The sequence below is a fragment of the Cobetia sp. D5 genome (assembly GCF_035666195.1).
In the GTDB taxonomy this organism is placed as follows: domain Bacteria; phylum Pseudomonadota; class Gammaproteobacteria; order Pseudomonadales; family Halomonadaceae; genus Cobetia; species Cobetia amphilecti.
In genome coordinates, this window is record NZ_CP142020.1 from 3,007,287 (window position 1) to 3,023,080 (window position 15,794).

General features: G+C 62.9%; 10 protein-coding genes. 4 read left to right on the forward strand and 6 right to left on the reverse strand.

The window, feature by feature from the left end; all coding sequences use genetic code 11:
• The first annotated feature begins 125 nt into the window (after positions 1 to 125).
• Positions 126 to 620, forward strand: a complete 495-nt coding sequence (locus U0O11_RS12540; RefSeq protein ID WP_043331309.1) for a peptidylprolyl isomerase — start codon at positions 126 to 128, stop codon at positions 618 to 620.
• Positions 621 to 772: 152 nt separating this feature from the next.
• Entirely contained in the window at positions 773 to 1,546 is a 774-nt protein-coding gene (locus U0O11_RS12545; protein WP_054555497.1) for a UDP-2,3-diacylglucosamine diphosphatase, read from the forward strand.
• Positions 1,547 to 1,646: 100 nt separating this feature from the next.
• Here U0O11_RS12545 and U0O11_RS12550 read toward each other — a convergent pair whose 3' ends face one another.
• From U0O11_RS12550 to U0O11_RS12560, 3 genes are all read right to left on the reverse strand, one after another.
• Positions 1,647 to 5,561, reverse strand: coding sequence for an AAA family ATPase (locus U0O11_RS12550; RefSeq protein ID WP_324690361.1), 3,915 nt, complete (start codon positions 5,559 to 5,561; stop codon positions 1,647 to 1,649).
• 78 nt (positions 5,562 to 5,639) lie between these two features.
• Positions 5,640 to 6,452 (reverse strand): tRNA-(ms[2]io[6]A)-hydroxylase, encoded by an 813-nt coding sequence (locus tag U0O11_RS12555; protein ID WP_324690362.1) that lies wholly within the window; start codon positions 6,450 to 6,452, stop codon positions 5,640 to 5,642.
• A gap of 16 nt (positions 6,453 to 6,468) precedes the next feature.
• Positions 6,469 to 6,963, reverse strand: coding sequence for a DUF1289 domain-containing protein (locus U0O11_RS12560; RefSeq protein ID WP_192837576.1), 495 nt, complete (start codon positions 6,961 to 6,963; stop codon positions 6,469 to 6,471).
• Between the two features lie 420 nt (positions 6,964 to 7,383).
• Here U0O11_RS12560 and acnB point away from each other — a divergent pair, with 420 nt between their 5' ends.
• Positions 7,384 to 9,987: a bifunctional aconitate hydratase 2/2-methylisocitrate dehydratase gene (acnB, locus tag U0O11_RS12565; RefSeq protein WP_043331313.1), complete on the forward strand. Its 2,604-nt coding sequence runs from the start codon at positions 7,384 to 7,386 to the stop codon at positions 9,985 to 9,987.
• Positions 9,988 to 10,147: 160 nt separating this feature from the next.
• Here the strand turns inward: acnB and U0O11_RS12570 are convergent, their stop codons facing one another.
• On the reverse strand, positions 10,148 to 10,768 hold the full coding sequence (locus U0O11_RS12570; protein ID WP_324690363.1) for a porin family protein: 621 nt from the start codon (positions 10,766 to 10,768) through the stop codon (positions 10,148 to 10,150).
• Between the two features lie 333 nt (positions 10,769 to 11,101).
• Here U0O11_RS12570 and rraA point away from each other — a divergent pair, with 333 nt between their 5' ends.
• Positions 11,102 to 11,602 (forward strand): ribonuclease E activity regulator RraA, encoded by a 501-nt coding sequence (rraA, locus tag U0O11_RS12575; RefSeq protein ID WP_043331314.1) that lies wholly within the window; start codon positions 11,102 to 11,104, stop codon positions 11,600 to 11,602.
• Positions 11,603 to 11,693: 91 nt separating this feature from the next.
• On the opposite strand, the gene U0O11_RS12580 is transcribed toward rraA, so the two are convergent.
• Positions 11,694 to 12,986 (reverse strand): dicarboxylate/amino acid:cation symporter, encoded by a 1,293-nt coding sequence (locus U0O11_RS12580; RefSeq protein ID WP_213113965.1) that lies wholly within the window; start codon positions 12,984 to 12,986, stop codon positions 11,694 to 11,696.
• A gap of 400 nt (positions 12,987 to 13,386) precedes the next feature.
• Positions 13,387 to 15,774, reverse strand: coding sequence for a phosphoenolpyruvate synthase (ppsA, locus tag U0O11_RS12585; RefSeq protein ID WP_324690364.1), 2,388 nt, complete (start codon positions 15,772 to 15,774; stop codon positions 13,387 to 13,389).
• Positions 15,775 to 15,794: the final 20 nt, after the last annotated feature.

Below are 15,794 nucleotides of genomic sequence, written 5' to 3' on the forward strand. Positions count from 1 at the left end.
CCTGCCGCCCGCTCAGGCTTTCGTGTCTGGATGCAAAGCCGCTATTATAGCGCGACGCCCGCAGGCGATGCCATGAAGCCGCGCCTGCCTGACACTTAAGCAAGACAGATGACCGGGAAGCCCGAATGATCGTTCTTCACACCAACTACGGCGATATCACCCTCGAACTCAACCACGAGAAGGCCCCGAAGACCGCGGCCAACTTCGAGCAGTACGTGCGTGAAGGCCACTACAGCAATGTCCTTTTCCACCGCGTCATTCCGGGCTTCATGGTTCAGGGCGGTGGCTTTGACACCGACTTCAACCAGAAGCCGACCAATGGCGTGATCGAGAACGAAGCCGACAACGGCCTCAAGAACGACCGCGGCACCGTGGCCATGGCTCGCACCATGGACCCGCACTCCGCCAGCGCCCAGTTCTTCATCAACGTCAATGACAACGACTTCCTGAACTTCACCAGCAAGACCAGCCAGGGCTGGGGTTACTGCGTGTTCGGCAAGGTCGTCGAAGGCATGGACGTGGTCGAGAAGATCGAAGCGGTCAAGACCACCCGTCGCGACGGCCACGCCGACGTGCCGGCAGAAGACGTGATCATCACCAGCGCTGAAATCACCGAATAAGCGATTTCGCCTGATCACGCCGCAAGGCGTGCCTGCCGCCCGGCCTTGCCTCGTGATCGCGAGTGCCAGGCTGGGCGGTTTGCGTTATGAACTCCCACGGCAGTGCGCCCTTGCGATGCCCTGCTGACCGCCCACCTTCGCGGACCCCGACCATGAACACGACTGCCACCACCCTCTTCATCTCCGACCTGCATCTGCAACCCGACACGCCCGAGATCGCCCAGGGCTTCCTCGACTATCTTGCACGCCTGGCTACCTGCCAGCCTGCCGTCGAGCGTCTGTTCCTGCTGGGTGACATCTTCGAGGTCTGGGTCGGCGATGACTATCGCAACGACTTCACCGACAGCATGAGCGCTGCGCTCAAGCGCATCGCCGAGCGCGGCACCGCGATCTTCTTCATGCACGGCAATCGCGACTTCCTGGTCGGCGAGACCTTCGCGGCCGAGGCCGGCGTGACGCTGCTGCCCGACCCGAGCGTGATCGAGCTGGACGGCGAGCGCGTGCTGCTGATGCACGGCGACAGCATGTGCACCCGCGACGAGGCCTACATGAAGTTCCGCGCCATGACCCGCGACCCTCAGTGGCAGGCGCAGATTCTGGCCATGCCGCTGGAGCAGCGTCTGGCGCTGGCCCAGTCACTGCGCATGCAGTCCGGCGAGACCAACAGCGAGAAGGACGAGGCGATCATGGACGTCACGCCCGAGGAAGTGGTGCGCGAGATGCGTGAGCACGACGTGCGCACGCTGATCCATGGCCATACGCATCGCCCGGCGGTGCATGAACTCGAGATCGATGGCGAGCCGGCGCGCCGTATCGTGCTCGGCGACTGGCGCCCGACTCAGGCCTTCGACATCATCGCCCGTGGCCAGGGGCCGGAGCTGCGTGAATTTGCGCTGCCGCTGGTCGATGCGATCACCCACGGCTGATCGCTTGCACACACCAAAAAGCCCCGCTGCCGATCACGGCAGCGGGGCTTTTTCTTACGCTCTCACAGTATCAGGCGCTTCGCTGCGCCAGACGCTTCGCTCAGGCCGGTGACGACGCCTTGCGGCGCGCACGCCCCTCGGCGATCTCCACCAGCTGATGCCAGCCCAGTACCGCGGGGGCATCGGCGCTCGGAAGCTCTTCCAGCAACACCTTCAGACGCTGACACCGCTCGGCATCATGGGCATCGACCAGACGCAGCCAGGTGGCAAGCCCCATGGCCTCATGGTGAGTGTTTTCCTGCTCGATGGAGTAGGACAGCCCCTGCTCGATCAGGGAGCGCACCTTCTCCAGCGGCAAGCCCTGAGCACTGCGCAGGCTCGCGACCAGATAGCTGACTTCTGACAGGTAGAAGGAATTGCGCTCCTGTGCCACCAGCAGCACCTTCTCCATGTATTCCTCGGCGGCAGCGTGCTCGCCCAGCGCCATCACGGCGTCCATGTACCACAGGTTGGGACGCTGATGACGCTCGCGACCGGTCAGCTCCGCGAACTCGTTCATGCTCGACTGCAGCATGGACAGGCCATCGCGGTCGCCGTTCATCGCCCGCGCCCAGCCCAGCACGCCATGCGCGGCCATGTGCCACAGATGAAGGTCCGCTGAACGCGTCACTTCCAGGGCCCGCTCGGCGCGCTGGGTCGCCAGATGGGTGTGGCCCAGCTGACGATACAGGGAGGTGGAGAACATCAGCGCCATCGCCAGCGAACCGGGCTGACCGATCTGCTCGGCCATGCGAATCGCCGCCTCGGCCTGCTGCTCGGCCTTCACGTAGTCGCAGCGCAGGCACGATGTCCAGCTCTGCAGACAGGAAGCCGCCACCTGCGGGTGATCGCTGAACGGCAGCCATTCGAGCACCATCGGATGGTTGACCGGATCGATCTCATCCAGGTGCTCGCCCGCCACACGCACGCGACCGGCCCAGAACTCGCAGTGGGCCCGCGCATAGTCAGCCAGGCGACGATAGCGATCATCGGAAAGCTCTTCTGCCAGCTCGCTGAGGCCCGAGGCCAGCGCGAAGGCATCGGCGTGGGCATGGCGCTCGCTGCAACCGACCCACAGACCCCATTTGACGATGAAGGCCTGTTCGAGGTCCGGCTCGTCGTCCTCGACCAGCGCCGGGCTGCTGAGCAGGTTGCGCGCCTGCACGAAGCTCTCGTGGGCAATGCGTGAGCCATGGCCTTCCAGCGCGAAGCCGGACTGGCCACGTACCGTCAGCAGGCTGACTTCGCGCTCTTCCTGACCATCGACATGCTTGAGGCAGGCCAGGCCGTTGTCCGCCATCTTGAGCGCGGTGCGGTTGGCGCTGATCTTGAGCGCCTCGCGCGCCGACAGCTCGAAGTAACGCGCGGCACGGCTGAAGTTCTGCGACTTGCGCAGGTGAACGGCGAAGTAGCCGGGGTGACGGCTGATCCAGGCAGGATACTTGTCCTCGATCAGCGCGACCACCTGATGGTGAATCCGGCGCCGCACATCCCGTGGACACGACAGGTAGGCCGCTTCCTGGATCAGCTGATGGGTAAACTGGTAGTCGAATTCACTGTCGCTGCTGCAGGCCTCGATGATCTCCAGACGCTGCATGTTCTCGATGGCGCGCTTGAGGCGGCCCTCCTCGAACTCACAGCTCTGGCGCACGAAGCTCAGCTTGAAGACACGCCCCAATACCGCGGCGGCGTGGGCGACATCACGCCCCTCTTCCAGCTGATCGATACGACTGGAGAGCAGGCCGATCAGGCCCTTGGGCAATTCGTCGAGCTGCACCGGACGCCCTTCGCGGCGGTCCATGTCGAGACGCCGGCAGATTTCCTGCAGGTAGAGCGGCACGCCATCGCAGCGCTCGATGAGCTGACTGCGCATGCGCGGACTCAGGTGCAGGCGATAGCGACGTGACAGGTGCGACAGCAGGCGCGAGACCTGCATCGGGTCGAGGCGACCCAACGCGATGTGCTGGTCCCAGTTGAGCTTGACCGCCAGGCTGTCGCGACCGTTGTGGCTCGCGGCCAGCATGAAGCCGATGTTGATCGGCAGACGCGCCTGCAGGCCAGCCAGCACCTTGAGCGACGGCTCGTCGAGCCACTGCAGGTCATCGATCATCATCACCAGCGGACGCAGGCTGGCTGACTTCTCGATCACCAGATGCAGCACGCGCACGACGCGTTCGACCGTCTCGCTGGACTGGATCAGCACTTCATCTTCGGCAGTATCTTCCGCCGTGCCGAGCACCGCGTGGAAGGAGCGACGCACTTCCTCGCTGATGCCCTGCAACGCCTCGGAAGACTCGAACAGCTGCTCGACGCTTTCGCGATCGATATTGCCGTCCAGACGCCAGCGAATCAGCGCCGTGACGACACTGTAGGGCTCCAGCTGCGAGAGGCGCGTGGTCGGCATCCAGCACAGCCCGACATCCTGGCTCTGCTCCAGCTGACGGAAATTGACCATCAGGGCCGACTTGCCCATGCCGGAGTTGCCACTGACCAGCACGCTCTGGCGCAGGCCGATGCTGGCGCGGGCCAGCGCATCGCGCAGACGACGCAGCTCGCCCTCGCGACCGATCAAGGTCGGCAATGAGGATTCGCGGGTGGCGACACTGCTGCCCAGCACCAGCGCACGCAGACGCACGCGACCGTCAGCGGCCAACAGGCGCGAGGTCAAGCGAGGCTGCAGATCCAGTGCCGGCGGCATGTGCTGACTGGCTTCCTGGGAGATCACCAGCTCGCTGCCTTCGGCGGCGGTCATCAACTCGAGGGAATATTGCGTGACCTGACCCAGTGGGTCGGCCAGCTGGCGCTCCGGCAGGTAGATGACCTGACCGGAGTGCAGGCCCGCCGACAGCGAGAAGGCCGGCGGTTTGCCTTCACCGTCCCACAGCTTGGCGATCTCGTCGGGGATCGCCTTGCTGCAGTGCTCATAGAGCGCGACCAGCTCGGCGAGCTGATGCGCCGGGCCGTGGGTGCCGAAGCATGCCAGACCCACGCCACCCGTGGCGCCCGGCAGCCAGAAGCCGCCCAGGTGATGACACTGCTGCTCCAGCCAGCGCAGCAGCTCGATCTGCAGCGTCAGGCAGGCACGCGCCCAGACGCGGTCACGATGACTGTCCTTGACGCTCAGACGAATGGCCATGACCGACAGCTGACGGTGATCGATTTCCTCTTCGCGCAGCGGCGCGCTGTCCAGCGACAGGGTCCGTGAGATGGCGCCCTGCGGCGTCATGGCACTCATGGTCTCGCTCTTGCCATCGGACCAGTAGCGGGCCAGCTGCAGGAAGCCGGGGTCCGGCTGCTGACCGGAGAGCGCCAGCTGCTGCAGGAAGGCATTGAACTGCTCATGGGCCGCGGCCGACTGGCCGCCTTCGGCCAGCTGACGCACGAGACGCTCATGGAAGGGGCCGTAACCGGAGAAGCGACTGACTAGCGTGCGCAGCGCGTCATCGGGCAGCGGCTCGTCCGTGGCCAGCACCCGCTCGGCGAACTGGATGACGCGCTGACGCCACTCGCCACGCACCTTGATCATCCAGCGCTGGAAGTCAGGGCACTGGGTCAAGGAGAGCTCCTCGACCAGGTCGCCACGATACAGGGTGAGGATCTCCCCCAGGGTGGCGACGGAGGGCGGTGCCAGCAGCAGGCCGTTGAGCTCGTCGAGATCAAGCTCCCAGTGCTCCGGCAGCGAGAGCGCGATGGTCTGGCGCGACACCGTCAACAGGTTGTCGGCCTCTTCGCCGAGACTCTGACGCAGACAGTGCAAGGCGTGGCGAAGGTTGGTCCGTCCGGAGGACAGCCCTTGATCCGGCCAGAGCAACTCCGCCAACCCGGCACGGGAGACGGCCTGATCATGCAGCAGCAGATGCAGAAGTAGCGCCTTGACCTTGTCGTAGCTGAACTGAGTCAGCGTGTCATCACCCAACGTCAGCTGGAAATGTCCCAGCAGTGCCAGTTGAGCTTGACCAGATGTTTCCTGCGTCATGTGTCATCCATTTCAAAGTCGCGAACGAAACGCCAGCCCTGCCACGGCGCCGGTGATCCCCTGTCCTTGATCCTTGCCTTAGTCTCTCGTGCCTTGATCCATCGCGTCCCGACCCACCCTGGCCGAGGCGCGCGCTGCCCGTCGTGCGCTCGGCTGACCACTGTGGAAGCGGAAGACAGCATCGGGGGTTTCGATCAGCTCTCGTTCCACTTCACGTAGCACCGCGAGACGGGGTTCCAGTGGTTCATTGGTGTATTGCTCCGCCAACATGAGGTAATCCTCATAGTGACGTCCTTCTGACTTAACCAAAGTGCGATAGAACTTTGCAAGCTCTGGTTCGAGATACGGGATGAGGCGCGCGAAGCGCTCACACGACCTTGCCTCTATCAGGGCGCCGATCAGCAGGATGTCCACCAGGCGTTGCGGGTCTTCGTCCCTGACCTGCTGGCGCAGGGCTTCGGCATAGCGCGAGGCCTTGATATGCCGATAGACGATGCCCCGCTTCTCCATCAGCCCGACCACCTGCTCGAAGTGCAGCAGCTCTTCGCGCGCCAGCTGTGACATCTTGGTCAACAGCAGTGGCCGGTTCACGTAGCGGTACATCAGGCTCATGGCGGTGGAGGCGGCTTTCTTCTCGCACTGCGCATGGTCGATCAGCAACAGCTCCGGATTCTCGAGCGCCGCCTCGACCCAGCTCAGGGGCGTCCTGCAGGGCAGAAAGGCCAGCAGCGACGCCGGCAGCAAGGCCTCGGTATCTTCATCGCTTGGCCCCTGCGACGCTGCGATCACGCGCGCCCCAGCCTCACTCTCGCCATACTGGCCAGCATGAACATCATCATGCTGCTTGCTCTGCTCAGGCGCAATCACATTGCGCTCCGTCACGTCGGTCATTGAATTCATTGTCACGTCAGTCTTTTGTCTCGCTCGCTTGCGTCTGCTGCTGACTGACAGGAGACACCTCAACGACGGAGTTCATATCATTATCGGCACGCTTTGCCGCTTCCACCATGATTTCATCGTTTATATGGGCAAAAAGCTGTTCGGGCTCAAGTTCTCGCGCATGGGCCAGTGGTGCGATGCCATATGCCGACAGGTCCTTGATGCGGGTGCGCCCGACGCGCAGCAGCTCAACGGCGCGTGACAGCGCCGACTGATCGGCACGGAAACGGATGCGATGGCGGGTCAGCTGCTCGGCCAGCATGGCGTCATCGGCGACACGCAGCCAGCGGGCGGCGACCTGGCTGCGCAGCTCGTCCAGTGCCAGCATGCGCTGGGCGCGCTGGTCACTGTCATAGCCGAACCAGGCCAGGATCTCATGATCATGACGCTGGCAGCCGCGACAGACGCTATCGCCGACCGTAGTGGAGCAGACACCTACGCAAGGAGAAAGAATACGGCTCATGTTGCCCTCGGGGGAGGCGGAAAGTGTGATTCGGGGTAACCCCCATCATACCGTGCGTACCTGAGGGCCGACAGCATCGCGCCGTCGGTGCCCAAAGGGCCTCGCGTCAGCACCGCGCTGGGCGTCATCAGCGCGTCATCAGCGTTGCCGCATAGTGTTTGCTCAGCGTGATTTCCTGACAATCAGATGAAATATCAGAATGTTATGCCGCAATAGGCGACCAAAGTCTCAGCCCCCGCCACTGGGCGCTCCTTAACATTGTCGACAAAGTTGAGTAGACTCGCATTCGCCCCGTAGCGCCTGATTCGCTCGCAATAAGACGCTTGAATTACCCGCAAGAAGCCTCGAGGTGCCCCGCCCTGCGTCTTCAAGACGACTGGCCCGCGCATTTCGACACGATTACAGATGAGGGTCTCCCACGTGCTTGAAGCCTACCGTCAACAGGTTGAAGAACGCGCCCAGCAGGGCATCCCGGCAAAGCCGCTGACTGCCGAGCAGACCGCAGAGCTGGTCGAACTGCTCAAGAATCCGCAGGCCGGTGAAGAAGAGTTCATCCTCGATCTGTTCACCAATCGCATTCCCCCGGGCGTTGATGAAGCCGCTTACGTCAAGGCTGGCTTCCTGACCGCCATCGTACGTGGCGAAGCCGCTTCTCCGCTGATCGACAAGACACATGCCGTCAAGCTGCTCGGCACCATGCAGGGCGGCTACAACATCGCCACGCTGGTCGAGCTGCTGGACGACGAAAGCCTGGCCAAGGAAGCCGGCGAACAGCTCAAGCACACCCTGCTGATGTTCGACGCCTTCCACGATGTTGCTGACCGCGCCAAGGCCGGCAACGCCGTCGCCCAGGCCGTGCTGCAATCCTGGGCCGACGCCGAATGGTTCCTGTCCAAGCCGGCACTGGCCGAGAAGATCTCACTGGCCGTCTTCAAGGTGCCGGGCGAGACCAACACCGATGACCTGTCTCCGGCGCCTGACGCCTGGTCACGTCCGGACATCCCGCTGCACGCCAACGCGATGCTCAAGAACCCGCGTGAAGGCATCAACCCGCAGGAAGATGGCGTCGTCGGCCCGCTGGCCCAGATCGAGGAAGTGAAGGCCAAGGGCTTCCCTGTCGCCTACGTCGGTGATGTGGTCGGTACCGGCTCCTCACGCAAGTCCGCCACCAACTCCGTGCTGTGGTTCTTCGGCGACGACATTCCGTTCGTGCCCAACAAGCGCGCCGGCGGTTTCTGCATCGGCAACAAGATCGCGCCGATCTTCTTCAACACCATGGAAGATGCCGGCGCCCTGCCCATCGAGATGGACGTCGAGAAGATGGCCATGGGCGATGTCATCGACATCTACCCATACGAAGGCAAGGTCTGCCGTCACGACACCGACGAAGTCATCTCCACCTTCTCCCTCAAGACTCAGGTCCTGCTCGACGAAGTGCGTGCTGGCGGCCGTATCCCGCTGATCATCGGCCGCGGTCTGACCGACAAGGCGCGTACCGAGCTGGGTCTGGAGGCGTCTGACGTCTTCCGTCTGCCGGAACAGCCGAAGGACACCGGCAAGGGCTTCACCCTCGCACAGAAGATGGTCGGCAAGGCCTGCAACCTGGAAGGCGTGCGTCCGGGCATGTACTGTGAGCCGAAGATGACCACCGTCGGCTCCCAGGACACCACTGGCCCGATGACCCGCGACGAGCTGAAGGATCTGGCATGTCTGGGCTTCCAGGCCGACCTGGTGATGCAGTCCTTCTGCCACACCGCTGCCTACCCGAAGCCGGTCGACGTCGAGACTCACCACACCCTGCCCGACTTCATCATGAACCGCGGCGGCGTCTCCCTGCGTCCGGGCGACGGCATCATCCACTCGTGGCTGAACCGCATGCTGCTGCCAGACACCGTCGGCACCGGTGGTGATTCCCACACCCGCTTCCCGATGGGTATCTCCTTCCCGGCGGGTTCTGGCCTGGTGGCCTTCGCCGCCGCCACTGGCGTGATGCCGCTGGACATGCCGGAATCCATCCTGGTGCGCTTCAAGGGCGAACGTCGTCCGGGCATCACCCTGCGTGACCTGGTCCACGCCATCCCGCTGTACGCCATCAAGCAGGGCCTGCTGACCGTCGACAAGGCCAACAAGAAGAACGCCTTCTCTGGCCGCATTCTGGAAATCGAAGGTCTGGAAGATCTGACGGCCGAACAGGCCTTCGAGCTGTCCGACGCCTCTGCCGAGCGTTCCGCCGCCGGTTGTACCATCACGCTGTCCGACGAGAGCGTGACCGAGTACCTGAAGTCCAACATCACCCTGCTCAAGTGGATGATCGCCAACGGTTACGGCGATGCCCGTACCATCGAGCGTCGTATCGCGGGCATGGAAGAGTGGCTGGCCAACCCGAGCCAGATGCGTGCCGACAAGGACGCGGAATACGCCGAGATCATCGAGATCGACCTCGCCGAGATCGATCAGCCGGTGCTGTGCGCGCCGAACGACCCCGACGATGCCCGCCTGCTGTCCGACGTCGCCGGTCAGAAGATCGACGAAGTCTTCATCGGCTCGTGCATGACCAACATCGGTCACTTCCGCGCTGCAGGCAAGCTGCTCGAGAAGCAGCCGGCCGGTAGCCTGAAGACCAAGCTGTGGCTGGCACCGCCGACCAAGATGGACCAGCACCAGCTGACCGAGGAAGGCTACTACGGCATCTACGGCCGTGCCGGCGCGCGCATGGAAATGCCGGGCTGCTCACTGTGCATGGGTAACCAGGCACGTGTGGCCGCCAAGTCCACCGTGGTGTCCACCTCCACGCGCAACTTCCCGAACCGTCTGGGCGACGGCGCCAACGTCTTCCTGGCCTCTGCCGAGCTTGCGGCCATCGCGGCCGTGGTCGGTCGTCTGCCGACCGTCGAGGAATATCAGGGCTACATGGGCGAATTCGATGCCATGGCGGGCGAGATCTATCGCTACCTGAACTTCCATGAGATCGAAGAGTTCCAGAACGCCGCTTCCAACGTGATTCCGGTCACCCAGGAAGCCTGATCAGGCGGGGAGTCATGCGCCACTGCATGACTCCCCTCTGACAGCAGCAATTGGCGTCATGCCAACTGGTGTCATGCCAGACAACGAAACGGGCCGCCCCTCAAGGGACGGCCCGTTTTTTCATGCCTGCGACAAGCTCAGTAGGCGCAAGCGCCCTGCCTCAGAACTTGTAGCCGACCGAGGCGGTGAAGGCATCCACCTGATAATCGCTGTCGAAGTCATAGCGCTCGTACTCGGCACGGATCAGGAACGGGTCCAGATTGACCTGTGCACCGGCACCATAGACCGGATCAAAGCCGTCGTTGTCCTTCAGATCGACACTGGAATTGCCCAGATTGCCATCGACATCGGTTTCCCACTTGGCCATCCCCGCCTTGGCGAACAGCGAGAAGTACTGACCGATGGGCAGGATACCCACCACGTTGACACCGTAGGCCTTGGACTCGAGATCGGTATTACTGAAGTCATTGCCCTTGAGCTGGACAGTCCCCAGGTCGGTGTAGAAGGCCTCAGTGGCGAAGTACGGATTGTACTGATAGCCCACGAAGGCCTTGTAGACGTTGTCGTCATCATCCACATCGAAGTCATCGCTGCCGGATTCGATGAAGTCACCGGCCTCATCGGAATCATCGTTCTCAAGGCTGGAGAAGCCGGTACCGGCACCGATGTAGAGCCCTTTGTTGGCATTGCCTGCCGCCTGAGCATGACCACTGAGCGCCAGAGCGAGAGCGGCGAAGGAAACGGTAGCCAACGGGGCGGCCAGAAGACGTGACTTGCTCATGTATTGCTCCTTGATCCAATGGGCGGCACAGGCAGCTGCCGGCCAGGTACTGACGGCAAGACCGCGCCTGTCATGGGTTGCAGGAGCATCGTGGTAGATATAGAACAGTGTTTCAAGAGTGGCGTTTTGACTACTTGTCACGTCGCCAGTCAGCAACATGTCCTCATGACCTTCCCGCTCCCCCCGCTTGCGCGTGCCCGAGGCCCACTTAGCCCTTCGCACAGATGCAAAGCCCTGGCGTATCGGGCATTCTCGGGGTTGTGGCATTGCAGCAATCAAAGCGCTCCGTCCCTCAAGCGGCCCGCCCCGGCCGCCCAGCACAAGGAATCCGACATGACGCATCCCATCTCCACCCCCGACCTCTGCGATGAGTTCCCCGACGTGCAGGTGCTCGAGCCACTGTTCATCAACTACGGCGGCGTCGAGTCCTTCGGCGGCGAAGTCGTGACCATCAAGTGCTTCGAGGACAACTCGCTGGTCAAGGAAGCCGTCGCGGAACCCGGCGCAGGCCGCGTCCTGGTCGTCGATGCCGGCGGCTCGATGCGCTGCGCCATGCTGGGCGACATGCTCGCCGAACAGGCCGCCAAGAGTGGCTGGGCCGGCGTGATCATGTATGGCTGCATCCGCGATGTGGATGAGATCCACGCCACCAATCTCGGCGTGCAGGCACTGGGCTGCTACCCGCGACCCAGCATCAAGCGCGGCGAAGGCCAGCGCGATATCCCGGTCACCTTCGCCGGCGTCACCATCGTGCCGGGCGACTATCTCTACGCCGACAACAATGGCGTCATCACCGCCAAGGAAGCGCTGATCCGTACCCAGCCGACTCCCTGAGTCGCCGTCTCGCGCCGCGGTGCACGCCGCAATGAAAACGCCCCCGCAACCAGGCAGGTTGCGGGGGCGTTTCGCGTTCAAAGTCGCGGACTCAGCGAGTGCTGGCAGGCTCTACGTTGGATGAGTCGGTCTGTGAGCCGGCTTGAGCACTGGCCTGAGAGGCCGCAGCCGCATCATCGGCCCGCGCGAAGCGGTCCACCACGGCGGCGCAGGCAGCGTCACCGGTGATGTTGAGCGCGGTGCGCGTCATGTCGAAGATACGATCCAGCGCGAACAGCAACGGCAGGCCTTCGATGGGGATACCGGCAGCCAGCAGCACGGCGACCACCAGGAACGACGGCCCCGGCACGCCGGCCTGACCGATGGCACCCAGAGTCGCGGTGAACACGATGGCGGCGTAGGCGGAGAAGCCGAGGTCGACATTGAAGACCTGGGCGAAGAACATCGCCACCAGCCCGTAATAGATGGCATTGCCGCTCATGTTGATGGTCGCGCCCAGCGGCAGCACGAAGGCAGAGGTGGCGTTCTTGAGGCCCAGCTCCTTCTCGCAGACTTCCATGTTGACCGGCAGGGTCGCCATGGAGGACGCCGTGGACAGCGCGACGGCCTGCGGCTTCTTCATCGCGGACATGAAGCGACCCAGCGGCACGTCAGAGCCGAACTTGACCACCAGCGGGTAGAACACGAAGCCGTAGATGAGGATGGCGCCCATGTAGACGAGGAACAGCTTCATCACCAGCGTCAGTACATCGAAGCCGAAGGTGCCGACGGCGTCCGCCATCAGGCCGAAGACGCCGATCGGCGCGATCAGCATCACCACGTTGATCATCCACACGAAGGCTTCAATGACGGTGTTCAGGCCTTCGATCAGCGGCTTGCCACGCTCACCGGTCTTGGACAGGCCAATGCCGAGGAACAGGCAGAACACCAGAATCTGCAGGATATTGGCATCGGTGAGTGCCCCGAAGATATTGGTCGGCACCATGCCCAGAATGGTGTCCATCACGCCCGGCACGCTGCCCTTGTCAGCGTAGGCATTGGAGAACATGCCCTTGGCGCTTTCCAGGTCCACCCCGCTGCCCGGCTGGAAGACATGCCCCATCACCAGCGCCAGCATCACGGCCACGGCAGAGGTCAGCATGAAGAAGGCGAAGGTGGAGATACCGATCTTGCCGGCAGAAGGGCTGTCGCCCAGATTGGCGGCTCCCGACACGATGGAGACCGCGATCAGCGGCACGACCAGCATCTTGATCAGGTGAATGAACAGCTCACCCAGTGGCGCGAACATCGAGGCGTCTTCGCCCATGTACGCCCCGACACCTGCACCCAGGATCATGGCGATGACTACCTGGACGCCGATGTTTTTCCATAAAGACTGTTTCACGTTACGACTACCTTGGATTGTGTCTGAAAGGTCGGTTGTTGCGTGCCACCGCAGTGCTGGCTACCGGTGAGGCCTGCCGTCATAGTCACCATGGACTCATTGCCACCATGGATATTGTGGTCAGCGGGGTGGCTGGGATTATAAATGACTGCCTTTTTTACATAAGGTAGAAAGATAATCATTTAGTCGCGCAATCGAGATCATTTTGTTGCCATTTGTTACTAACTGGCGTCTTTGTGCTGCTTTCTCCCCCATTGGTCTAATGCCCGAACTGACCAATCATTCAGGTTTCAGGCACAAAACGAAAAGCGCCCACCGCACGTTGAGTGCGATGGGCGCCCTGGGTGACAACGACCATCTGCGCCTCAGCGCGTCAGGTCACCATCCTGGGAAGCCTGGGTTACACCAGCTCCTTGTCCGCCAGCATGAACCAGGTTTCCAGCACGGAATCCGGGTTGAGGGAGACGCTGTCGATGCCCTCTTCCATCAGCCACTTGGCCAGCTCCGGATGGTCCGACGGGCCCTGACCACAGATGCCGACGTACTTGCCCTGCGCCTTGCAGGCACGGATCGCCATCGACATCAGCTGCTTGACCGCCGGGTTACGCTCATCGAAGAGGTGAGCGACGATGCCGGAGTCGCGATCCAGCCCCAGGGTCAGCTGGGTCAGGTCGTTGGAGCCGATGGAGAAGCCATCGAAGTGCTCGAGGAACTGATCCGCCAGCAGCGCGTTGGTCGGCAGCTCGCACATCATGATGACGCGCAGGCCGTTCTCGCCACGTACCAGACCATTCTCGCCCAGCAGCTTGATGACCTGCTCCGCCTCGCCGGTGGTGCGCACGAAGGGCACCATGATCTCGACGTTGGTCAGCCCCATCTCGTCACGCACGCGCTTGAGGGCACGGCATTCCAGATCGAAGCAGTCGCGGAAGGTGTCGGACACGTAGCGCGAGGCGCCACGGAAGCCCAGCATCGGGTTCTCTTCGCCCGGCTCGTACATCTTGCCGCCGATCAGGTTCTCGTACTCGTTGGACTTGAAGTCCGACATGCGCACGATGACCTTCTGCGGATGGAAGGCGGCTGCCAGGGTGGAGATGCCCTCGACCAGCTTGTCGACGTAGAAGTCGACCGGGCTTGCGTAGCCGGCGGTGCGCGCATCGATGGTCTGCTGCAGATCGATGGGCAGGGCGGCGTAGTCGAGCAGCGCCTTGGGGTGCACGCCGATCATGCGGTTGATGATGAACTCCAGACGCGCCAGGCCCACGCCGGCATTCGGCAGACGCGAGAAGCTGAAGGCGCGGTCCGGGTTGCCGACGTTCATCATGATCTTGAACGGAATCTCCGGCATCTCGTTGACGCTGGTGACGGTGCGATCGAAGTTGAGGATACCGTCATAGACGTGACCGGTATCGCCTTCGGCGCAGGAGACCGTCACTTCGCGGCCTTCGGCGAGCACCGAGGTCGCGTCGCCACAGCCGACCACGGCCGGAATGCCCAGCTCACGCGCGATGATCGCCGCGTGGCAGGTACGTCCGCCACGGTTGGTGACGATGGCGGAGGCGCGCTTCATGACCGGCTCCCAGTCCGGATCGGTCATGTCGGTGACCAGCACGTCGCCGACCTGCACCTTGTCCATCTGCTCCGGGTTGTCGATCACGCGCACCGCGCCCTGGCCGATACGCTGGCCGATGGCACGTCCGGTGACCAGGGTGCGGCCCTTCTCGCGCAGCTGGAAGCGCTCGAGGTTGCCGCCCTCTTCCTGGCTGACGACCGTTTCCGGACGCGCCTGGACGATGTAGAGCTTGCCGTCGTCACCATCACGCGCCCATTCGATGTCCATCGGACGCTGGTAGTGCTTCTCGATGATCATGGCCTGGCGCGCCAGAGCCTCGACATCGGCGTCGCTGATGCAGAAACGGTGACGGTCCGGCACCGGCACGTCGACGGTCTCGACGGAGCGCCCTGCACTGGTGTCGTCGGTGTAGACCATCTTGATCAGCTTGGAGCCCAGGTTGCGGCGCAGTACTGCCGGGCGGCCGGCGGCCAGCGTGGTCTTGTGGACGTAGAACTCATCAGGATTGACCGCGCCCTGCACCACGGTCTCGCCCAGGCCCCAGGAGCCGGTGACGAAGACGGCGTCGCGGTAGCCGGATTCGGTGTCCAGGGTGAACATCACGCCGGAAGCGGCCGTCTCGGAGCGCACCATCTTCTGTACGCCGGCAGACAGCGCGACCAGTGAGTGATCGAAGCCCTTGTGCACGCGGTAGGAGATGGCGCGGTCGTTGAACAGTGACGCGAACACCTCGTGAACCGCACGCTTGATGTTGTCGAAGCCTTCGATGTTGAGGAAGGTTTCCTGCTGACCGGCGAAGGAGGCATCCGGCAGATCTTCCGCGGTGGCGGAGGAGCGCACGGCGACCTTCAGGTTCGGGTGCCTGGCCTGAAGCTCGGCATAGGCACGTTCCATCTCGGCTTCGAAGGCCGGCGGCAGCGGCGTGTCGATGATCCACTGACGAATCTCGGCACCGACGCGTGCCAGTTCGACCACGTCGTCCACATCGAGGGCATCGAGGGCGGCATTGATACGCTTGTCGAGGCCTTCGTGGGCCAGAAACTCGCGATAGGCATAGGAGGTAGTCGCAAAGCCGCCGGGCACGGTGACACCGGCATCGGCCAGATTGGAGATCATCTCACCGAGCGAGGCGTTCTTGCCGCCAACGCGATCAACATCGTTCATGCCGAGCTGATCGAAATCGACGACGTATTCGGATGTGGCTTGCTGTGACAAGGGAACCCCCTGGTACCAAT

Excerpts from the sequence above, each read along its gene's own strand:
- U0O11_RS12555 (WP_324690362.1), bottom strand. The coding sequence starts at position 6,452 with ATGACCGACGTGACGGAGCGCAATGTGATTGCGCCTGAGCAGAGCAAG.
- U0O11_RS12545 (WP_054555497.1), top strand. The coding sequence starts at position 773 with ATGAACACGACTGCCACCACCCTCTTCATCTCCGACCTGCATCTGCAA.
- U0O11_RS12540 (WP_043331309.1), top strand. The coding sequence starts at position 126 with ATGATCGTTCTTCACACCAACTACGGCGATATCACCCTCGAACTCAAC.
- rraA (WP_043331314.1), top strand. The coding sequence starts at position 11,102 with ATGACGCATCCCATCTCCACCCCCGACCTCTGCGATGAGTTCCCCGAC.
- U0O11_RS12560 (WP_192837576.1), bottom strand. The coding sequence starts at position 6,963 with ATGAGCCGTATTCTTTCTCCTTGCGTAGGTGTCTGCTCCACTACGGTC.
- U0O11_RS12550 (WP_324690361.1), bottom strand. The coding sequence starts at position 5,561 with ATGACGCAGGAAACATCTGGTCAAGCTCAACTGGCACTGCTGGGACAT.
- U0O11_RS12570 (WP_324690363.1), bottom strand. The coding sequence starts at position 10,768 with ATGAGCAAGTCACGTCTTCTGGCCGCCCCGTTGGCTACCGTTTCCTTC.